Below are 20,948 nucleotides of genomic sequence, written 5' to 3' on the forward strand. Positions count from 1 at the left end.
AATCGGGTTTGATTCCAATTAATCGGCCAGTGCCTGGCTCATGCCGCGGATAACGGCCACTTTTGCATTTAGGGCTGTCCAGTCGTCGTGCTCAGCGATCGGGGCCCAAATCGCTTCGACCTCGTCGATGAGCATGCTGCATGGCTCGCCCGACCAATAGGGGTGCGAGCGGTCTTTCCGGGGTTCGTAGGACGCGAGTGCGGCGCGGACTTCGGCCCAGGGTTCGTCGTAGGTGCCGGGCAACTCCCCACCGAACGCATCGAAGAAGAACCGGTCGATCCCGACGCTGGAAGTACGGAGCGCACGTTCGGTGGCCTGGACGAGGTCGCGGTCGGTATCCGGATCGCGGGGGGCGGACGCCGAGGCGCCAGAGGATCGCCTGCGTGACTTCGGGTTGGTAGCGCGGGCCGAACTGGTCGAGCGCGGCCACCAGCGGGTCGCTCTCGGCGATCTGTCGGAGCGCAACGGCGAGTTGCATCACGTCCCAGTGGATCGCCTCGGGCTGGCGGCCGAACGCATAGAGCCCCTGGTGGTCGAAATAGGCGGCTGTAAAGGCCGGGTCCCAGGTCGGGGCGAAGCGCCACGGGCCATAGTCGAAGCTTTCTCCGGTGACGTTGATGTTGTCCGAATTGAGCACGCCGTGGACGAAACCCGCCGCCATGTAGCGCGCCGCGAGACGCGCGGTACGGCCGACCACGAGGTCGAGCAGGCGGACCGGATCGTCGCTGTCCTCGTCGTAGAGGTTGCGCAGCGTGTAGCCGACGAGCTTGCGCAAGCCCGCTTCGTCGCGGTGGTAGGCGAGACGCTGGAAGCTGCCGATGCGAACGTGGCTGTGGTTGAGGCGGACGAGGACCGCCGAGCGCGTCGGGCTTGGTTCGTCGCCGCGTTGGAGTTCCTCGCCAGTCTCGATCAGCGACAGCGTCCGCGAGGTGGGGACGTTGAGCGCTTCGAGCATCTCGGTCGCCAGGATCTCGCGGACACCGCCCTTGAGTGTGAGGCGGCCGTCACCCGCGCGGCTCCACGGCGTCTGGCCCGATCCCTTGGTGCCGAGATCCATCAACCGGCCACGGTCATCCCGCATCTGCGCGAAGGTGAAGCCGCGGCCGTCGCCGAGATCGGGGTTGTAGTTGCGGAACTGGTGGCCGTGGTAGCGGAGCGCGAACGGCTGGGGCAGCGTGCCGGGGAGCGGCTCGAACCGGCCGAAATGGCGCGTCCATTCAACATCGGAGAGCGTGTCGACTCCGATCTGCGCGGCGGCGCGATCGTTGCGGAAGCGGGTTCGCGTCTCGGGGAAGTCGGCGGGCGCGACGGGATCGAAGAAGCCGTCGCCGAGGTCGAGGAGCTTTGCTTCGGGGCGATAGGCTTGCGGGGAGATAGGCATGCGGCGATATGGTGGCCGCTACCCGAAGGACGCAACCATGGCCGCTTACGAAAACCTCTATTGGTGGTCCAACGACGGGCTGAGGCTCCACGCGAGGGACTATCCGGGCGGCGCGGAAGGCCAACTACCGATTATTTGCATGCCCGGCCTGACGCGTAATGCCCGCGATTTTGATGCGCTCGCGGCAAGACTGGCGGGGCGCTGGCGCCTGATCGCGGTGGACTTTCGCGGGCGGGGCGAGAGCGCCTACGCGAAGGACCCGATGTCGTACGTGCCGCTGACCTACGTGCAGGACGTCGAGGCATTGCTGACCGATCAGGGTATCGACCGGTATATCGCGTTCGGCACGTCGCTCGGCGGGATCGTGACGATGCTGATGGCGGGGCCATCGCGCGGCCGGATGATGGCGGCGTTGCTCAACGACGTGGGGCCGGAGATCGACGCGCAGGGCTTGTCGCGGATCCGCGGCTATGTCGGCAAGGCGAGCGTCTTCCCGACCTGGATGCATGCCGCGCGCTGCGTTTCGGAGAACAACGCCGACGTCTATCCCGACTGGCAGATCGAGGACTGGCTGGCGATGGCCAAGCGGCTGTACCGGCTCAACAGTTCGGGGCGCATCGTGCTCGATTACGATCTGAAGATCGCCGAGCCGTTCCGCGTGTCGGGGAACGAGGCGGGGCCTGACATGTGGCAGGCGCTGGCGTCATTGCGCGACGTGCCGACGCTGATCGTGCGCGGGGGGCGATCGGACCTGCTGTCGGCGGCGACGGCGGAGCGGATGGCGGCATCGCTCGACCACGCGGACCTGGTGACGGTTCCAGGCGTCGGCCACGCGCCGACGTTGAGCGAGACGATGCTGCAGGAGCCGATCGACCGGTTGCTGGTGCGCGCGCTTGAGGGGGGCGGCGATCCGTGCCTAGGGACATCCGGCCAAGGCCGCGCGTTAGGCGTGGGCCTTACTGACAAGCCGGGAAACTTGATGATCGAACGCGCCGACCTCCATACGACTGCCCGCCCGCTCAAGGGTCGCCGCGCGATCATTACCGGGGGAACGACCGGGATCGGCCGGGCGATCGCGGTCATGCTCGCCGCGAACGGAGCCAAGGTCTATGTCTGTGGGCGCGACGAACGGTATCTTCGGGACGCACTGACGCACATCCGCCAAGTCGGCGAGGGCGACGGGATGATCACCGAACTGGCCGATCCCGACAAAGTCCGCGCGTTTTTCGATGCGGGCGAGGCGTATCTCGGTGGGTTCGACATCACTGTCATCAACGCCGCGGTAGCGGCCGGTGGCCTGACGCAGATGACCGAGGACGAACTTCGCTACGCGATCGCGGTCGATTTCACAGCGTACCTGCTCAGCGCGCATCATGCGGCGCATCGGATGACGCCGATCGGCGACATGGTCATCATCGGCTCGCTGAGCGCGCATATCCTCGGGCCAAGCTCGACCGTCTATGCCGGGATCAAGTCCGGGATCGCGGGTTTTTCCGAAGCGTTGCGGCGCGAACTGGGGCCGAAGGGTATTCGTGTGTCGCTGGTCGAGCCGGGCAAGGTCGGGTCGGACATGCAGTATCCCGACGTGCCCGACGACAAGCAGCGCCAGATGATCGAGGCGGAGCAGATGCTGCGAGGCGAGGACATCGCGGCGGGCGTCGAGTTCCTGCTCACCCAGCCGACCCGCTCGGTGATCCAGCAGATCGTCATCGTCCCGCGCGCGCTTGAGGGGGAATAATCTTCCCTCCTAGTTCTCCCGCTTTCGCGGGGGAGCACGGCATACTCACCAAGGAGAATAGCATGTTCGACCAGCTCGTCTTCACCCCCCGCCGACATCGACCTGTCGCGCTCGCCGCTTGCGGGGAAGGTCGGCGCGGAGACCTATGTGCTCGGCGCGTTCAACCCGGGGATGACGCGGCTGGCGAATGGCAATTTGCTGTTGATGGTGCGAGTCGGCGAGGCGCTCAAGCAGCCGATCAGGAACGGCAACGTCCACGCGATCCGCTGGCAGGACGGCGCATATCTGCTCGATGCGTGGCCGTTGCAGATGGTGGATACCAAGGATCCGCGGAAGTTCCTGATCCCCGGCGGCGGGTGGAAGGTGATGGCACTGACGTCGCTGTCGTGGCTGCTCCCGGTCGAGCTGGATGCCGAGGGTCGCTCGGTCGTCACGGTGCATTACGACAAGGCGATCGCGCCGCGCACGTCGTACCAATGCTACGGCGTCGAGGATGCGCGGATCTCTAAGGTCGGCGACCGCTATCTGATGACCACCTGTTCGGTGAGCCCGGAACGGCATTCGACCACGCTGTATACGTCCGCCGATGCGCTCGACTGGCAGCTCGAGGGGGATCGTGCTCGATCACCAGAACAAGGACATGCTGATCTTCGAGGGCCTGATCGATGGCCAGTATTGGGCGCAGACGCGACCGCTCGGCGACCTGTATTTCGCCTATCCACCAGGCAGCGAATGGCGCAGCGGGCCGTCGATCAACCTGTCGCGCTCGCCCGATGCGCTGCACTGGAAACCGCATGACAAGCCAGGCATCCGGCCGCATGCGGCCACGGTATCGACCGCACGGATGGGTGGCGGCGCGCCTCCGATCCTGACTGATCGTGGCTGGCTGACGCTGTGGCACGGGGTGGAGCCATCGGGCGTGGTCGGGATTTACCGGACGTACTGGTCGATCCTGGACAAGGACGATCCCTCGATCACGGTGGCGACCGAGCATGCCGCACTGCTGGAGCCGAACCCGGCGCTGACCGAGCCGTTGAAGGACAGCATGTACCTCGACAACGTCGTCTTCACGACGGGCATCGCCGACGCGGGCGATTTCTATGTGGTCGCCAGCGGCGAGGCGGATTTGGCATGCCGGATCACGCATATCGCGAAGGCCGTGTTCGCCGGTTGAGCGCTAGCCAGGAGGGAGGACGCAGCGCGCGGCCTCCCTCCTGGAAAGTCGGATCAGCAGCGGCCGAACGACTTCGAAACGACGACATGGCCAGCGACCGAGATCGTGACCTTCACGCCGGTAGGGATGCCCCATGTCGTGCAGATGTCCAGGCAAGCCTGCGCTGCGGTTCCGCTGGGGAAGATCGACGGAATGGGCAGGCAGATCGAGCCGAACCCTAGTGGCAGATTGACGCAGACCTGTCCGTTGTTGACCGTGACGCTGATACACCCGCCGGCTAGTACCAAGGCGCCGCCATTGGAAACGTCGGTTTCCGCACTAACCGAAGCAATATTGGCCGACTTTGCATGTTGCGCAGCGGCGTCAAGAGCACTCTGAATCTGTTTTGGGTCGAAATCATAGGCAGCCATAACGGTCATCCTTTTATTGCCGGTATTCCGGTCCAGCTGTTTTACGGGCTAGGTCGCATAAGGCTCAACGCGAACATTGTCCGTTTCGCTTGGCTATCGATGCAAAGACTTGGATTAATGGTCCGATTCGACGGGAATACTGTACCAATGCCGATTGTGTTGCCAGCGCTGGCGCACGGTAAGTCCGCACGCGCCCTTGAAAGAGCTCGCGAAAATCGGCATCGCGTCGGCCATGGCCGCTCCCGTCAACATCCTCCACCTCCACTCCTCGTTCGACCTAGGGAGGGAAGGAGGCGCGCGCGGTTCGGCTGATGAATGCGTTCGGCGATCGCGCGAAACACACCATCGTGTCGGGCGTGCCCGATGCGCTGAGCGCGCGGGACTCGATCGCGAAAGGGGGGTGCGCTACGAGATCGCACAGAACCCGCCGCCGCTGACGGGCAAGCCGTCGGTCGCGCGCTACGAGGCGATCGCGCAGTATATGCGGCGGTTCGATCTGGTGCTGACGTACAACTGGGGTGCGATCGACGGGGCGATGGCGCGACGGGCGTTCGCCAAGGGCGCGCCACCGCTGGTGCACCACGAGGACGGGTTCAACGCCGACGAAGCGGGCGGGTTGAAGATCGAGCGCAACATCTATCGGCGGCTCGCGCTGGGCGCTACGCATGCGTTGGCGGTGCCGTCCGAGGTGCTCGAAGGCATCGCGCTGAAGACGTGGAAGCAGCCGCGTGAGCGCGTCCACCGGATCGTCAACGGGATCGGCACCGCCTATTACGCGCAGAAGCCCGAACCCAAGGCGATCCCGGGATTTACGCCCAACGCAAAGGAAGTCGTGATCGGCGCGCTGGCGGGCCTTCGAGACGTGAAGGACCTGACTGCGCTGGTGCGCGCGGTCGGTGGCGTTTCCGGGCGGGTTCGCCTCGTGATCGTCGGGGGGGGGGCCGGAGCGCGCGAACATACTGCAGGCCGCTGCGGCGATGGGGATGGCGGACAAGCTGGTACTGCCCGGATTCCTCGATCGGCCGTACCGCTATATTGGCCATTTCGACATGCTGGCGCTGTCGTCGCGGAGCGAGCAGTTTCCGATCTCGGTGGTCGAGGCGATGGCCGCCGGCTTGCCGATCGCGAGCTACCCGGTCGGCGATATCAGGCGGATGGTCTCGGCGGAGAATTTGCCGTTCGTGACCGAACTCCCCGGCGAAGTGCGGTTGCGCGATGCGCTGCAGGCACTGGTCGCCGATCCTGCGTTGCGCGCCTCGGTCGGCGCCGCGAACCAGGCCAAGGCGCGGGCCGAATACGACGAAGCGGTTATGATCGCTCGCTATCGTGCGTTGTACGAGGATGCGCTCGGCCGGCCCGGCGTACTAGGCGAACTACTAACCTAGGTCGTAATATTGCTCGCGCGTTGCGTCCTTGCGATATAGGGGGGCCGTATTTTCCGGGAGAGGTGACGTCGTGTTCAAGGGCCTGAAGCCTATCGTCTATAACGGTCGGGAAGTCTGGCCTCTGGTTGAGGGCGGCAAGGGCGTCGCCGCGACCAACCACGCGTCGGCCGGCGCCTGGGCTGCGGCCGGGGGGCATCGGCACCGTGTCGGCAGTCAACGCCGACAGCTACGATCCCGAGGGCAAGATCATCCCGCAGGTCTATGCGGCGCTGACCCGGCGCGACCGGCACGAGGAACTCGTCCAGTACGCGATCGAAGGCGCGGTCCAGCAAGTCGAGCGCGCGTACGAGATCGCCGACGGAAAGGGCGCAATCAACATCAACGTGCTGTGGGAAATGGGCGGCGCGCAGCGGATCCTGCACGGCGTGCTCGAACGCACCCGCGGCAAGGTCGCCGGCGTCACCTGCGGCGCAGGCATGCCGTACAAGCTGTCCGAGATCACCGCGTCCTACGGCGTCAGCTACCTGCCGATCGTCAGCTCCGGCCGTGCCTTCCGCGCGCTGTGGAAGCGGGCGTATTCGAAGGCGGCCGAGTGGCTTGCCGCGGTGGTGTACGAGGATCCGTGGCTCGCGGGCGGGCATAACGGCCTGTCGAATGCCGAGGACCCGTTGAAGCCGCAGGACCCGTATCCGCGCGTGAAGGAACTGCGCGACGTAATGCGCGAAGGCGGCATCTCGGACGACGTGCCGATCGTCATGGCTGGCGGCGTTTGGTATCTGCGCGACTGGAACGACTGGATCGACAATCCCGAGCTTGGAACGATCGCGTTTCAGTTCGGCACGCGGCCCTTGCTAACGCGCGAAAGCCCGATCCCGCAGGGGTGGAAGGACGCGTTGACGCAGATCGAGGAAGGCGACGTGCTGTTGCACAAGTTCTCGCCGACCGGCTTCTACTCGTCGGCGGTGCGCAATCCGTTCCTGCGCTCGCTGGAAGCACGCTCCGAGCGCCAGATCGCGTTCTCGACGCAGGAGGCTGGCGATCATGTGTTCCAGCTCGACGTCGGCGTGAAGGGCAAGAACTTCTGGGTCACGCGCAACGACCTGCTGCGTGCGCGGCAGTGGTTCGGCGAGGGGCTATACCGATGCGCTCAAGACGCCGGATAACACGCTGGTGTTCGTCAGCCCGACCGAAAAGGGCATGATCCGCAAGGACCAGGCCGACTGCATGGGCTGCTTGTCGCAATGCTCGTTCTCGAGCTGGGCAGATACCGAGACCAACTCGACCGGACGCCTCGCCGACCCGCGCAGCTTCTGCATCCAGAAGACGTTGCAGGACATCGCGCACGGCGGCGACATCGACCAGAATCTGATGTTCGCGGGTCATGCCGCGTATAATTTCAAGAAGGACCCGTTCTACTCGAACGGGTTCGTGCCCAGCGTTGGGCAGTTGGTCGATCGGATTTTGACGGGCGATTGAGGCGAGGGTGGCCGCGCGCGATGATGTCGAACCTTCGATAGCATCGGTTGTGCGACACCTCGTGCCCTGGGACAGACCTGCGCTGATCGGTTGGAACCAACCGAAGCTTGTTTCCCCGCGAAGGCGGGGACCCAGTCTGGGCTCCCGCCTTCGCGGGAGAACAAGGGAGGGCCGAACGGCGATCGAATTCGGCCGCAACCTTGGCTAGACGCGCGCGAAGCAGGTTTCAGGCAATGGATTGGGCTAGGCAAATCTTGGCCTGAACCAACCGCGGGCGTTTCTCGTTCGCGAGGCTAACAGGAATAGGATGCACCCATGACGCTACACGCCTGGTGGTTGTTTGTAGTTGCGGTGTTCCTCCTATGCGGGACGCCCGGACCCAACATGCTGCACGTCATGACGCGCAGCATCACCTTTGGCGCACGGCGCAGCGTCGCGGCCATGGCGGGGTGCCTGACCGCACTGGTGCTTGTGCTGGCGGCGTCCGCGGCTGGCGTATCCGCGCTGCTCGCGGCATGGCCGCGGGTGTTCGACGCGCTGCGTTATGCCGGTGTCGCGTACCTCATATTCCTCGGGATCAAGGCTTGGCGCGGGGCGGGGTCTCCGATCGACGTCGGCGACGATACGACGCCGGTGGCACTCCTTCCTTCCGTGTCTGTGTGGCGCCTGTTTCGCGGGGGGTTCGTGATCGGGATCAGCAATCCCAAGCTGTTGCTGTTCGCCGCCGCCTTCCTGCCGCAGTTCGTCGACCGCGCCTCGCCGCAAGCGCCGCAGTTCGCGATACTTGTAGTGACTTTCGCGGTGGTCGAGAGCTTCTGGTACGGCGTGTATGCAGCCGGTGGGAGGACGCTCGCGCGCTATCTGACGCGCCCGGCTTTGCGGCGCGCGTTCGACCGCGTGACGGGGGCGATCTTCGTCGGGTTCGGTCTCGCTTTGCTGCGGGTGCGAGCATAGCGAAAACGTGCCGCGCCATTGCCGTTCGGGGCGATAGCGCGCATAGCTGACGCATCGCGGCGCTTCGTACGGGCAGGCTGCGACTGAGAGATGCTTTGCGCTCCCGCTCCGAGCCGGGAATGCCGCATGACGATCTATTCTGCTATCGCACCTTCGAGGGATCGCATCGTGACGACGGGCACCGAAACGGTCGTGCCGATCTCGCGCGCGGTGAACGTCAGCGTCGAACAGCCTCAGGTGGTGGCGATGTGCAAGAAGCATGACGCGATCATCAGTGCGATCGAGACGCTGCCATCAGGTGGCACGCGCGTCGTGCTGATGAACAGTGCCGATGCCGCGAAGATCATCAAGGCGTTCGGGTCGAAGGTTCTGACCGGGAACGTCGCGCGGACACATTGGATGCGTGCGGTCTGACTGGAGTCTAAATCCTCCCCCGCCAGGGGGAGGTGGCTGGCGCTTGCCGGTCGGAGGGGGAGGACACGGAACGTATGTTTCGCTTTCCTCCCCCCTCCGTCACCGTCGGTGCCACCTCCCCCTAGCGGGGGGAGGATTAACTGGCGAACGAAACAAGGGCGGGCGGTATAGCCGCCGCAATTTCGCGTGGTGTCCGGCCCGATCAGTCGGCGACCGTGCCAACGACGGCGCCACCAGCGCCGCCAACGGCTGCGCCCTTCTCGACGCTACCACCGGTCGCGGCGGCGACGCCTGCGCCACCGGCTGCACCGATGCCCGCGCCCTTGAGCGTCGAGCATGCGCTCATCGACACGGCGGATGCGACCAGCAGGGCGGAAACGGCAAACTTCTTCATCTTGGATACTCCTGTCTCTCCGGGGGTATCCAACAAATGCTGCATCGCGGCATCGGTTCCGAAATATTGATGCAGATCGTATCGGTGGGTTCAGATCCAGCCGTCGAGCACCTGATCCGGCGGGCGATGGCCATCCGCCCACATCCGGATATTCTGGATGACGCGCTCGCCCGATGCCATCCGCCCTTCGAGCGTCGCTGAGCCCATGTGCGGCAGCATCACGACGTTGGGCAGCGCGAGCAGCCGCGGATCGATCATCGGCTCGTGCGCCCAGACGTCGAGACCGGCGCCCGCCAAACGTCCGGCCTCCAACGCATCGACCAGCGCGCCCTCGTCGACGATCCCGCCGCGCGCCGCATTGATCAGGTACACATGCGGCTGCATTAGGCCGATCCGGCGGGCGTCGATCAGGTCGCGGCTGTCGGCGTTCAAGGGCGTGTGGATCGTGACGATGTCGACGGCGCCGAGCATGTCGTCGAGCGATGCATGGAAGGTGGCGGCTAGCTGCGCCTCGCGGACCGCGGGGGAGGCGGGTGCGGTTATGATAATGGATCGTCAGCCCGAACACGCGCGCCCTCAGCGCGACCGCCTGGCCGATCCGACCCATCCCGACGATCCCGAGCGCCTTGCCGCCGATCCGGTGACCGAGCATTCCGCCCGGACTCCAGCCGTTCCACTGGCCCGACCGCACCAGCTTCTCGCCCTCGGCTAGCCGCCGCGGCACCGATAGGATCAACGCCATCGTCATGTCCGCGGTGTCCTCGGTGAGCACTCCCGGCGTGTTGGTGACGATGATTCCGCGTGCGCGCGCCGCCTTGAGGTCGATATGGTTCACGCCCGCACCGTAGTTCGCGATCAGCTTCAGGCGGTCGCCCGCGCCGGCGATCAGCGCCGCATCAATCTCGTCGGTCACGGTCGGCACGAACACGTCGCAATCGGCCATCGCCGCGGCGAGCTGGTCGCGGTCGAGCTTCACATCGGCGCGGTTGTTCTGCGTGTCGAACAGCGCCTCCATCCGGTCCATGAGTGTGTCGGCCAGCTCGCGGGTGACGACGACCTTGGGGTTCGGACAGCGGCGTGTGTCGATCATGCGACCGGCTTGGCGAAGGTGCTCGTGCCCGTCAACGTCCCGTCAACGTGAGGGGCCGCAACTTCGGTTGAGGAAAGCGGTTCGTCGCGATAGGACATCGGTTCGCCAGTTAGGACATGACCATGCGCATTCTCGCCGCCGCGCTTTCCGTTTTTGTTGCCAGCGCGCTGGTGCCCGACCCGGTGGCGGCGGCCGACGCGACGCAGAAGCGCGTGCCCTATTACGCGTCGATCTCGGCGTCGCGCGCGCGGATGAGGACCGGGCCGGCACGGACGTATCCGGCGAGCTGGCTTTACCAACGCCAGGATCTGCCGATCAAGGTGGTCGCGATCTTCAAGGAATGGCGCAAGGTCGCTGATCCTGACGGTACCGAGGGTTGGATGCAGGCCAACCTGCTGAGCGGTACGCGGACCGCGATCGTGCATGGCGGTGGGCCGGTGGAGCTGCGGGAGAAGCCCAATGCGGGGGAGCCGGTTGCTGTGGCGCGCGGCACCGGGCGTGGTTGGGCGCCTGAGCCAGTGCGGGAATGGCTGGTGCCGGATGGATGTTAAGGGGCAGGCGGGGTTTGTTGCCGTTGGGGGGCTTTGGGGTGTCGAGGCTGGTGAAGTCTTGCCTTGATGGTTGAGAGGGGCTGTTTAATCGGCGGCGTCGCATGATCCGGAAGCCGACCCACCCCCGGCCCCTCCCTTTCAGGGAGGGGGGAGAAGGGGAGGGCGCCATAGGGTTGGTCTTCTGACTGGTTAGCTCCCCTCCCTGGAAGGGAGGGGGTTGGGGGTGGGTTGGCCGCTGAAGACGGACAGCGCTTGCCAGGATCGTCTCGGCCACACCGTCTGGATTGCGGGCAACGTCCGAGTTCCAGAACCGGATCACCGTCCACCCGAGCGCTTCCAACCGCCGGGTCCTCACCGCATCACGAAACGAGTCGATATGTTGGCTCCCGTCGAACTCGAAGGCCAGCCGCACCTCCCGACACGCCAGATCGATGATGAACCTTTCCACTACCAACTGCCGCGTGAACCGCGGGCGGAAATACGCGACCTTGTGCCAGATCGCGATCTCGGCATCGGTCGGATGATTGCGCAGCTCCCGAGCGCGTCGCGTCATTTCGGGAGGAACGCGCGGCATCCTGTGAGACTGCGCTTGCGCGCTGCCGAGAGCAACCCACCCCCGACCCCTCCCTTTCAGGGGGGGGGGAAGTCAGCGGGTCAGTTCATCAATTCCACTGCCATCGCGGTCGCTTCTCCACCGCCGATGCAGAGCGAGGCTAGGCCGCGCTTCTGGCCCGTCGTCTCAAGCGCGGACAGCAACGTCGCTAGAATCCGCGCACCGCTCGCGCCGATCGGATGACCTAGCGCGCACGCGCCGCCGTGGATGTTCACCTTGTCATGCGGCAGCCCGAGGTCGCGCATCGCGATCATCGCGACGACGGCGAAGGCTTCGTTGACCTCGAACAGGTCGATGTCCGACGCCGACCAGCCGGCCTTCTCCATCGCCTTGCGCATCGCGAACACCGGCGCGGTCGTGAACAACGCAGGGGCATGGGCATGCGCGGCATGCGCCACGACGCGCGCGATCGGCGTGATGCCTAGCCGGTCCGCAACGCTCGCACGCGTCATCACCAAGGCCGCAGCACCGTCGGAGATCGACGACGCGTTGGCGGCGGTGATCGTGCCGTCCTTCGAGAAGGCGGGCTTCAGCGTCGGGATCTTGGCGACGTCGCCCTTCGCCGGCTGCTCGTCGAGCGAGACCGTGGTCGTGCCCTTGCGACCGGCGATATCGACGGAGATGATCTCGCGGTCGAACGCGCCGGACTTCTGCGCGGCTTGCGCCCGGTGCAGCGACTCGATCGCGTAGTCGTCCATCTGCTTGCGCGTGAACTGGTATTCGTGCGCAGTGTCCTCGGCGAAGTTGCCCATCAGCTTGCCAGGTTCGTACGCGTCCTCGAGCCCGTCGAGATACATATGGTCGTACATCCGGTCATGCCCGATCCGCGCGCCGCCGCGGTGGCTTTTCGAAAGGTACGGTGCGTTGGTCATACTCTCCATGCCGCCCGCGACGAGCAGGTCGACCGAGCCGGCCGCCAGTGCGTCCGCGGCAAGGATCGCCGCCTGCATCCCCGATCCGCACATCTTGTTGACCGTCGTCGCCTCGACGTGATCGCCAAGCCCGGCATTGATCGCCGCCTGTCGCGCCGGCGCCTGGCCTAGCCCGGCGGGCAGTACGCAGCCCATGTAAATCCGCTCGATCTCTGCCGCCGACACGCCCGACCGCTCGACCGCACCGCGCACCGCATCGGCGCCAAGCTGCGTCGCGGTCGCGCCGGCGAGCGCGCCCCTGGAACGATCCCATCGGCGTGCGCGCGTAGGACAGGATGACGATGGGATCTCGATCGGCGGCCACTTCACTCTCCATATATTCTTCTGCCCCCGTATATGGGGTTGATGTGCGGCAATACAAAGCACCGCACGATGCGCCTAGACCTCCCGTCATGGAAACACTCATCACGACGCTCAAATGGTGTGCAGCAGGGTCGGGGGTGATCGCCGCCTTCATGGTGTCGCTCGACTTCGGGCGGCGCGTGACGGGGTGGGGGGTTCGTGCTGTTCGTCGGTTCGTCGATCGCCTGGCTGAGCGGTGCGGCCTTGACCGGGGACTGGGCGCTGGGCACGCAGAACATCGTGTTGTTCGGGATCAACCTCCTCGGCGTGTATCGCTACCTGGTGCGGAAAACGGGTGTCTGAGGCTGCGTTCTGGGCGGTGGTGCTGGGGGTGCTCGGGACGATCATCGGCAGCTTCGTCGCGGCACTGGTGATGCGCTGGCCCGACGGGCGCTCGGTGATGCAGGGGCGCTCGGCGTGCGATGGCTGCGGGCGGACTCTCCGCGCGGTCGAGCTGGTGCCGCTGCTGAGTGCGCTCGTGCTGCGCGGCCAGTGCAGAGGGTGTGGTGTCGCGATCAGTCCGGTGCATTGGCGGATCGAGTTGGCGGGGTTGGCGATCGGCTTGGCTGCGGGGATCGTTGCGCCGGGGGAGTCGGCATCGCCGGCGCGGTGTTCGGCTGGCTGTTGCTCGCGCTGGCGAGCCTCGATCTCGTCGCATTCTGGCTGCCCGATCGACTGACGATCCTTCTCGCTGCGACCGGACTCGTCGGCGCCGCGCTAGGCATTGACCCACCGCTTCAGGAACGGCTGATCGGCGGACTCGCCGGGTTCGGCACGTTGTGGCTGGTCGCGGTCGGCTACAGGCATTTGCGCGGACGCGACGGGATGGGGGGCGGCGATCCCAAGCTGTTCGGTGCGATCGGGCTGTGGCTCGGGTGGCAGATGTTGCCCGCCGTCCTGCTGATCGCGAGCATGATCGGGCTCGGCGTCGTCCTTGCCGCACACCTCAAGGGACGCAGCATGGCAGCGGACACCGCGCTTCCGTTCGGCGCGTTGCTGGCGATCGCGGCTTATCCCGCGTGGCTGTTCATGATAGGCGTGACGCCATGATATCGCTCGCTCTTATGCTCGCGCTGCAAGCCGCGACCCCTGCGCCAGCTGCCAATTCAGGTACGGGTCCCCTCGGCGCGATCGGCCAGCAGAAGCTCCCCGCCAAGGGATGCGCCGCGTATCTCTGGAGCATGGATGCCGGCCGCCAACTCGTCGCGATGGCGACCGCCGACCCCGCGCAGATCCGTCTCGCGATCGACGGCAAGACCACCGACTATGCGATGACGACCCAGTCGCCGGCGATCGGCTTCGGCTTCGGCGGCGTCACGCAATATCGCGGCGGCGACGTGACCGCGACGCTCGACATGGCCGTCGCGGTGCGCGCCGACATCTCGGCAGGCGCGACCGTGACGTCCGCGACGCTACGGATCGACCGCCCCGGACGGGATACCGTCGTCATGCCGGTCGGTGGCCTAATCGGCTGTGTCTGAGGTTAATTTTTGTGAAACCAAGCCGTCCTATGTGCGTTACGTGGACGAAGATGGGGGGTGAATCGAGCACGATCGCTGCCTGTAAAGGGGATCGTGTGACAGCTTCTAACAGCCGGCATCATTGGCTCGCTCTGGCGTTGGTAGCGTCGACAACGGGATTCGCGGGCGTCGGTTCCGCGCAGTTGGTGAAGCCGGGCACCGCCCCGGCCAAGGGCCCCGACGCGCCCAAGCCAAGCGATCAGCCGCAGTCGAACGATCCGCGTTCCGACGCTCCGATCGTGCCGGACGCCGAGTTCGACAGCGCGTTGCCGCCGTTGAGCGGCGACCTGAACGCGCCGTTGGAAGCGATGGCGCCATTGCCTGCTCCCTCGACGCAAACACCGGCAACACCCGCCACCGCGACAGCCCCCGCGACTACGCTTGCGGGCGACGTCCTGCCCCCGACCGGCCCGAGCGATCCGCAACTCGCGCAGCCGCTGACGCCGCTGTCGAGCTTCGACACGACCCCGCTCCAGACCGCGGCGGACATCAAGGACAAGGACGCGCCCGAGATCCGCTACGAGACCGCCACCAAGGGGCTCGACAAGGCGGGCGACGGGCTCGAAGGCGAATACAAGGCGCTGTCCGCGCTTGCCGAGGGCAAGGGCAAGGCCGCGAATGCCACGCAGGTCGCGGCACGTGCCCGCGAGGACGAGGCGCTGGCGGTGCGGCTGTTGAAGTCGCTCGGCTATTACGATGCGACCGCGATCTCGACGATCGAGACGATCCCCGACGCCGACAAGACCAAGCCCGCACGGCTGAAGGCAACCGTCAGCGCGCAACCCGGCCGGCTGTATTCGCTGTCGTCGATCACCGTGAAGGCGGACGCGACGACCCCGCCCGATCTGGTGCGTACGCAATTGCCGCTGAAGGTCGGCGACCCGATCGAGGCGGCACGGATCCAGGGTGCGGAGGCGAATGTCAGCCTGACGCTGCCGCAGCAGGGCTATCCCTTCGTCAAGGTCGGCGAGCGCGACATCCTGCTCGACGACCAGACCCCGACCGGCGCGTACACGCTGCCCGTCGATACCGGCCCGCGCTCGTCGTTCGGCCAGCTTCGAACCGAGGGCGATCCGGTCTTCAATCTCGAGCATCTGAACCTGTTCTCGCGGTTCAAGTCGGGCGAACTCTACGACAACCGGATGACCGACGACCTGCGCGATGCACTCGTCGCGACGTCGCTGTTCTCTACCGTGTCGGTCGAACCGGTCCGCACCGGCACGATCAACCCCGACGGCACCGAGCAGGTCGACCTGCTGGTCCGCCAGAGCGAGGGCAAGCCGCGGTCGCTCGGCGGCAATGTCGGGTTCTCGACCGGGCAGGGCTTCCGCGCGGAAGGCACATGGCAGCACCGCAACCTGTTCCCGTACGAGGGCGCGCTGATCGGATCGGTGATCGCGGGTACGCAGGAGCAGGGCCTGTCCGGCACGTTCCGTCGCGCGAACGCTGGTCGCCGCGACCGCACGTTCAGCCTAACCGCCGGCGCGAACCATTCGAATTACGACGCCTATGACGCGTTCACGACCAGCGTCGGCGTCCGGTGGAGTTACGATTCCACGCCGATCTGGCAGAAGCCGCTGACCTATTATTACGGTGGCGAACTCGTTGGCACGAACGAGAGCGTCTATGATTTCGGTCGCGGCGAGAACGTTCGCCGCACTTACGGCATCGTCGCGTTGCCGGGCCAGGTGAAGTTCGATCGTTCGGACAGCCTGCTCAACCCGACCAAGGGGTATCGCCTGACGCTGAACCTCAGCCCGGAGACGTCGGTCCAGGGGTCGGTCAAGCCGTACATCCGGACGATGATCGAGGGGACGTTCTACTACCCCGTCTCCAGCAGCATCGTCATTGCCGGGCGCGCCAAGGCGGGCTCGATCCAGGGCGTCTCTCGCGACGACCTCGCACCATCGCGGCGATATTACGGCGGCGGCGGCGGATCGGTCCGCGGCTATGGCTATCAGCGGCTCGGGCCGTTCGATCCCAACGGCGATCCGGTCGGCGGGCGCTCGCTCAACGAATTCGCGCTCGAGGCCCGCTACCGGTTCGGCGATTTCGGCATCGTGCCGTTCATCGATGCCGGCAACAGCTATGAGAGCAGCACGCCGAACCTGTCGTCCCTGCGCTACGGCGCGGGCATCGGCGGGCGCTTCTATACCAGCTTCGGCCCGATGCGTTTCGATGTCGCGACGCCGCTGAACCCACGCGAGGGCGACGGCAAGATCGCCCTCTACATCTCGATCGGGCAGGCATTCTGATGGCCGAAAACGGCACTCCACCTGTTGAACAGGGCCCTGCTGAGCGGGACCAGTTCGAGCAGACCGAAACGGTGATCGTCGAACGTCGCCCCCTGTGGCAGCGCATCCTGAAATGGCTGGCGATCCTGGTCGTCGGTCTGGTCGCGCTCGTCCTGATCGTGCTGTTCGGGATCAACACCGATCCGGGCCGGCGTCTCGTCGCGGACCAGATCGGCGGCTACACCACTGCGTCCGGGCTGAACATCAAGGTCGGTCGGATCGATGGCTCGATCTACGGCGCGATGACGCTCAGCGACGTGCGCGTGTCCGACCCCAAGGGCGTCTTCCCTGACCAGCCCGAAGCTCGCCGTCGACTGGCGTCCGTTCGCGTTCGCCAAGAACCATGTCGATGTACGTTCTCTGACCACGCCGCTGGTCACGCTGCAGCGCCGCCCGGTGCTCAACGCGACGCCGACCGATCCCAATGCGCCGCTGCTCCCCGATCTCGACATCGACGTGAACCGCCTGGTGATCGATCGCTTCCTGATCGCCAAGCCGGTCACCGGCCAGACGCATATCGTCAAGATCGACGGCGCGGTCCACATCGCCGACAAGCGCGCGCAGTTGACCACCAACGCCACCGCGCTGACCGGCCCCGGCATCGCCGGCGGCGACCGCCTCGTGCTGAAGCTCGACGCGGTGCCCGGAGCAGAACAAGCTCGACGTCAATTTGAAGCTGACCGCACCGGTCGGCGGCGTCGTCTCGACGATGGGGGCGTTCAAGGCGCCGTTGACCGCGACCGTCGATGGCCGCGGCAGCTGGGCCTCGTGGCAGGGGGCGCGCCGTCGCAACGCTTGGCGGCGGACAGTTGGCGAACCTCGGCCTGACCGCGAAGAACGGTCATATCGAAGTGCGGGGTTCGACGCGGCCCGGCCTGTACCTCGAAGGGCCGGTCGAGCGCCTGACGTCGCCACAACTCGACGTCGCGATCGATACCACGCTCAACGACCGCAAGGCCGACACGCGGATGACGCTGAAGTCTGACGCGCTGGCGGTCGACGCCGGTGGTCTGATCGATCTCGCCAACAGCCGGTTTGGCAATTTCGCGGTCAACGCGAAGCTGCTAACGCCCGGCGCGATCCTGCCGAACCTGCGCGGTCGTGATGTCACGGCACGCGTCGTGCTCGACGGTGCGTTCGCGACGCCGACGGTCGACTACAAGGTCCGCGCCGCCACGATCGCGTTCGGCGACATGGGCGTCGAGAACCTCTACGCTGAGGGTCTCGCGCGTGTGAACTCGGACCGTATCCTCGTACCGATCAAGGCGCGTGCACGTCGCGTGACTGGGCTCAATGCCGCCGTCGGCGGGCTCGCCACCAACGTCGCGATCGACGGTGACTTTGCGATTTCCGGCGTCAACGTCCTCTCCGACAACCTCAAGATCCGCTCGGACAAGATCGATGCGACCGCGGTGGTGGTCGCGAACATGGCGACTGGACGCTACACGGGTGCGCTGAAGGGCCGGATCAACAATTACCGCGTCGACGGGATCGGCATCGTCAACCTGACGACCGACGCCAAGCTGGTGCCGGGACCCAAGGGCGGCTTCGGGATCACCGGCCGCGTCGTCGCGCAGACCTCGCAGATCTTCAACGAAGGCGCGCGCAGCTTCCTCGGCGGCAACGCGATCGTCCGCTCGGATATCGGCTACAGCCCCGAAGGCATCGTCACCTTCCGCAATCTCCGCATGAACGCGCCACAGTTCCGCGTGACCAGCGGCGAAGGCCGGTTTGATCCCGCGACTGGCGCGGTTCTGGTGAATGCCGATGCGTATTCGACCGCCTACGGCCCATTGTCCGCCCGCGTCACGGGCAGCGCGACGGCCCCCCGTCGTCGTTCTGCGTGCACCGCGGCCGGGCGTGGGCGTTGGCCTTGTCAATCTCAACGCGCGGATCGTCGGCCGTGGCGGCGCCTATGCCGTCACCGCGAGCGGTGGCACCAACTACGGCCCATTCACCGCCGACGTGCTCGTCAAGCCGGGCGCGCAGCTCGCGGTCGACGTGCGCCGCGTGGTGTTTGCCGGGATCGTCGGCAGCGGCCGCATCGTCCAGACCGCGGCCGGCCCGTTCGCGGGTGCGCTCCAGTTCGCCGGGCAGGGCTTGTCGGGCAATGTCCGCCTCGCCAACCAGGGCGGCTATCAGCGCGCCGACGTCGCGGCGCGCGCCAACGGCGCGAAGATCCCCGGCATGGTCGACTTCACGATCGGCCGTGCGATCGTCAACGCCACCGCGGTGCTGACGCCGACGCCACAGATCGTCGCCGACGCACAGGTCGCAGACATGCGCTATGGCGCGATCGTCCTCTCGGCGGCACGTGCGAAGGTCAATTATGTCGGCGGCAACGGCACGGCACAGGCGCTGCTGACGGGCTCGAACGGTGTCCCGTTCCGTCTCGCCGTCAACGCTAAGCTCAGCCCCAACAACTACCTCGTCGCCGCACAGGGCCAGGCCAACGGCATCGACTTCCGTACCGTCAATCCGGCGCGCATCCAGGCGGTGAAGGGCGTGTATCGCCTGTCGCCGACCCGGATCGACTTCGGTGGCGCAGGCGGCGGCTCGGCGCGCTTGGCCGGCAGCTACGGCCGCGGCACGAACGCGCAGGTCCGGCTCGATCGTCTCGACCTATCGACCCTGTCCGCTCTGGTCCCGAACCTCGGCATCGGCGGCAAGGCGACCGGCAGCCTCGACTTCTCGCAGGCGAATTCGGCCGCACTGCCGACCGCAGACGCCCGCGTGACCGTCACCAACTTCACGCGCTCGGGTCTCGCCGCTGTCTCCGATCCCGTCGACATCGTGTTCGCCGGGACGCTCGGCGGCGACGGGGCGACCGGTCGTGCGCTGGTGCGTCGCGGAACGTCGGTCATCGGCCGCATGGTCGCGAACCTGCGGCCGCTGCCGGCGGGCAATGGCTCGTGGAGCACGCGCCTGATGGCCGCGCCGCTGTCGGGCGGGATTCGCTATAATGGCCCGTCCGCAGTGCTGTTCAGCTTTGCCGCGATCCCGAACCAGCAGCTGTCGGGGCCGATCGCGGTCGCCGCGGACTTCTCCGGGCGTCTGTCCGCACCTCAGTTGAACGGCGTCGTCCGGGCCGACAACCTGACCTACGACAACGAGACCTATGGCACGCGTCTGTCGCAGATGCGGATTGCCGGACGGTTCTCGAACACCGACCTGCAATTGACGCAGCTCAACGCGAAGGCCGGCGACGGCACTGTGCAGGCGCAGGGCAGGATCGGGTTCGCGGCGGACAGCGGCTTCCCGATCGACATCCGCGCGACGCTGAATAATGCGCAGCTCGCCAAGAGCGACGCGATCAGCGCGACCACCACGGGTACGGTCCACCTCACCAACGGGCGCGATGGTGGCCTGATCCAGGGCGATCTCCAGATCCCCGAGGCACGCTATCAGATCATCCGCCAGGGTCAGGCGGAGGTTCCCGAACTGACCGGTGTCCGCCGCAAGAGCGACATCCGCACGCCGGTCTCGACCGATCGCTCGGACGTGCCTGCGATCGGCAAGTTCAAGCTCGACCTCCGCGTCCGTGCGCCGAACCAACTGTTCGTCTCGGGTATGGGCCTCGAGTCCGAATGGGAGATGGACATGCACATCGGCGGTACGTCGGCCGCGCCGATCGTGACGGGTGGGCTCGACATCGTCCGCGGCACCTACTCGTTCTCGGGCAAGCGGTTCGAGGTGAACAAGGGCCAGATCCGCTTCCGCGGCGGCGCGCTGACTGATCCGGACATCAACATCCAGGCGACCACGACCACCAGCGACATAACGGTCGTCATCAACGTCACCGGAACCGGCCAGAAGCCGCAGATCGCATTCACGTCGACTCCGGTCCTGCCACAGGACGAAGTGCTCAGCCGCCTGTTGTTCGGGTCGAGCCCGGCCAATCTATCGGCGACCGAGGCGATCCAGCTGGCGTCCGCGCTGAACTCGCTGCGCGGGTCGGGCGGCGGTGGCCTGAACCCGCTTGGCAAGCTCCGCTCCGCGACCGGGTTCGACCGGTTGCGCGTACTGGGTGCCGATCAGGCGACCGGGCGCGGGACGAGCCTCGCGGCCGGCAAGTACATCACGAAGAACATTTATGTGGAGATCGTGACTGACGCAAAGGGCTTCACCTCGACCCAGCTCGAGATCGCGTTGACCAAGGCGCTCAGCCTGTTGTCGGCCGCGGGATCGAGCGGCGGGCAGAGCGCGAGCGTGAAATATACGAAGGACTATTGAGTAAAGATCACAACAGGATAGGTTCGGTTATGAAACCTACGGCGTAA

At 66.1% G+C, this 20,948-nt stretch carries 11 protein-coding genes and 11 pseudogenes; 15 read left to right on the top strand and 7 right to left on the bottom strand.

Annotated features, from left to right (window positions below; genetic code table 11):
* Window positions 1-18 precede the first annotated feature (18 nt).
* Window positions 19-1,381: pseudogene (locus tag NHF48_RS21770) on the bottom strand (protein adenylyltransferase SelO family protein).
* Between the two features lie 37 nt (window positions 1,382-1,418).
* Between NHF48_RS21770 and NHF48_RS21775 the strand changes: the two are divergent.
* The 3 pseudogenes from NHF48_RS21775 to NHF48_RS21785 all read left to right on the top strand — a co-directional run.
* Window positions 1,419-2,282 (top strand): annotated as a pseudogene (locus NHF48_RS21775) (alpha/beta fold hydrolase); the annotation flags it as partial.
* 144 nt (window positions 2,283-2,426) lie between these two features.
* Window positions 2,427-3,119: pseudogene (locus NHF48_RS21780) on the top strand (SDR family oxidoreductase); the annotation flags it as partial.
* A 57-nt stretch (window positions 3,120-3,176) separates the two neighbouring features.
* Window positions 3,177-4,293: pseudogene (locus NHF48_RS21785) on the top strand (glycoside hydrolase family 130 protein).
* A gap of 53 nt (window positions 4,294-4,346) precedes the next feature.
* Here the strand turns inward: NHF48_RS21785 and NHF48_RS21790 are convergent.
* The gene (locus NHF48_RS21790) at window positions 4,347-4,703 is read right to left on the bottom strand and encodes a hypothetical protein (RefSeq protein WP_056063078.1); all 357 of its coding nucleotides are present in this window, start codon (window positions 4,701-4,703) and stop codon (window positions 4,347-4,349) included.
* A 232-nt stretch (window positions 4,704-4,935) separates the two neighbouring features.
* Between NHF48_RS21790 and NHF48_RS25540 the strand changes: the two are divergent.
* The 5 genes and pseudogenes from NHF48_RS25540 to NHF48_RS21810 all read left to right on the top strand — a co-directional run.
* Window positions 4,936-5,409: pseudogene (locus NHF48_RS25540) on the top strand (glycosyltransferase family 1 protein); the annotation flags it as partial.
* A 277-nt stretch (window positions 5,410-5,686) separates the two neighbouring features.
* Entirely contained in the window at window positions 5,687-6,088 is a 402-nt protein-coding gene (locus NHF48_RS25545) for a glycosyltransferase (protein WP_342454771.1), read from the top strand.
* Between the two features lie 70 nt (window positions 6,089-6,158).
* A pseudogene (locus tag NHF48_RS21800) lies at window positions 6,159-7,564 on the top strand (NAD(P)H-dependent flavin oxidoreductase).
* A gap of 315 nt (window positions 7,565-7,879) precedes the next feature.
* Window positions 7,880-8,518, top strand: a complete 639-nt coding sequence (locus NHF48_RS21805) for a LysE family translocator (protein WP_253072277.1) — start codon at window positions 7,880-7,882, stop codon at window positions 8,516-8,518.
* Between the two features lie 168 nt (window positions 8,519-8,686).
* Window positions 8,687-8,932, top strand: coding sequence for a hypothetical protein (locus NHF48_RS21810; protein ID WP_133019121.1), 246 nt, complete (start codon window positions 8,687-8,689; stop codon window positions 8,930-8,932).
* 202 nt (window positions 8,933-9,134) lie between these two features.
* Here NHF48_RS21810 and NHF48_RS21815 read toward each other — a convergent pair whose 3' ends face one another.
* The 3 genes and pseudogenes from NHF48_RS21815 to NHF48_RS21820 form a co-directional block, all read right to left on the bottom strand.
* A complete protein-coding gene (locus NHF48_RS21815; RefSeq protein ID WP_093399163.1) occupies window positions 9,135-9,326 on the bottom strand; it encodes a hypothetical protein in 192 nt (63 codons plus the stop codon).
* Window positions 9,327-9,416: 90 nt separating this feature from the next.
* Window positions 9,417-9,797 carry a 2-hydroxyacid dehydrogenase gene (locus tag NHF48_RS26255; RefSeq protein ID WP_446741192.1) on the bottom strand — a complete coding sequence of 127 codons (381 nt, stop codon included), beginning with the start codon at window positions 9,795-9,797 and terminating at the stop codon, window positions 9,417-9,419.
* A pseudogene (locus tag NHF48_RS21820) lies at window positions 9,691-10,416 on the bottom strand (NAD(P)-dependent oxidoreductase); the annotation flags it as partial. The gene NHF48_RS26255 and the pseudogene NHF48_RS21820, both read right to left, overlap by 107 nt.
* A 122-nt stretch (window positions 10,417-10,538) precedes the next feature.
* On the opposite strand from NHF48_RS21820, the gene NHF48_RS21825 reads away from it, so the two are divergent.
* Together NHF48_RS21825 and NHF48_RS25550 are read left to right on the top strand one after the other, a co-directional pair.
* The gene (locus tag NHF48_RS21825) at window positions 10,539-10,967 is read left to right on the top strand and encodes an SH3 domain-containing protein (RefSeq protein ID WP_342454710.1); all 429 of its coding nucleotides are present in this window, start codon (window positions 10,539-10,541) and stop codon (window positions 10,965-10,967) included.
* Window positions 10,915-11,034: a hypothetical protein gene (locus NHF48_RS25550; protein ID WP_342454711.1), complete on the top strand. Its 120-nt coding sequence runs from the start codon at window positions 10,915-10,917 to the stop codon at window positions 11,032-11,034. The genes NHF48_RS21825 and NHF48_RS25550 overlap by 53 nt, the downstream gene beginning before the upstream one ends.
* Window positions 11,035-11,280: 246 nt before the next feature.
* Here NHF48_RS25550 and NHF48_RS21830 read toward each other — a convergent pair.
* Window positions 11,281-11,541: pseudogene (locus NHF48_RS21830) on the bottom strand (endonuclease domain-containing protein); the annotation flags it as partial.
* Between the two features lie 80 nt (window positions 11,542-11,621).
* Window positions 11,622-12,828, bottom strand: a pseudogene (locus tag NHF48_RS21835) (acetyl-CoA C-acyltransferase).
* A gap of 185 nt (window positions 12,829-13,013) precedes the next feature.
* Between NHF48_RS21835 and NHF48_RS21840 the strand changes: the two are divergent.
* The 5 genes and pseudogenes from NHF48_RS21840 (at window position 13,014) to NHF48_RS21860 (ending at window position 20,901) form a co-directional block, all read left to right on the top strand.
* Window positions 13,014-13,157: a hypothetical protein gene (locus NHF48_RS21840; RefSeq protein WP_253072278.1), complete on the top strand. Its 144-nt coding sequence runs from the start codon at window positions 13,014-13,016 to the stop codon at window positions 13,155-13,157.
* Window positions 13,150-13,904, top strand: a pseudogene (locus tag NHF48_RS21845) (prepilin peptidase). Before NHF48_RS21840 ends, NHF48_RS21845 begins: the two are co-directional and overlap by 8 nt.
* Window positions 13,905-13,918: 14 nt before the next feature.
* Entirely contained in the window at window positions 13,919-14,335 is a 417-nt protein-coding gene (locus NHF48_RS21850) for a hypothetical protein (RefSeq protein WP_263817007.1), read from the top strand.
* Window positions 14,336-14,430: 95 nt separating this feature from the next.
* The gene (locus tag NHF48_RS21855) at window positions 14,431-16,629 is read left to right on the top strand and encodes an autotransporter assembly complex protein TamA (protein ID WP_253072280.1); all 2,199 of its coding nucleotides are present in this window, start codon (window positions 14,431-14,433) and stop codon (window positions 16,627-16,629) included.
* Window positions 16,629-20,901: pseudogene (locus NHF48_RS21860) on the top strand (translocation/assembly module TamB domain-containing protein). Before NHF48_RS21855 ends, NHF48_RS21860 begins: the two are co-directional and overlap by 1 nt.
* The last annotated feature ends 47 nt before the right edge of the window (window positions 20,902-20,948 follow it).

The organism is Sphingomonas sp. H160509 (genome assembly GCF_024124765.2).
In the GTDB taxonomy this organism is placed as follows: domain Bacteria; phylum Pseudomonadota; class Alphaproteobacteria; order Sphingomonadales; family Sphingomonadaceae; genus Sphingomonas.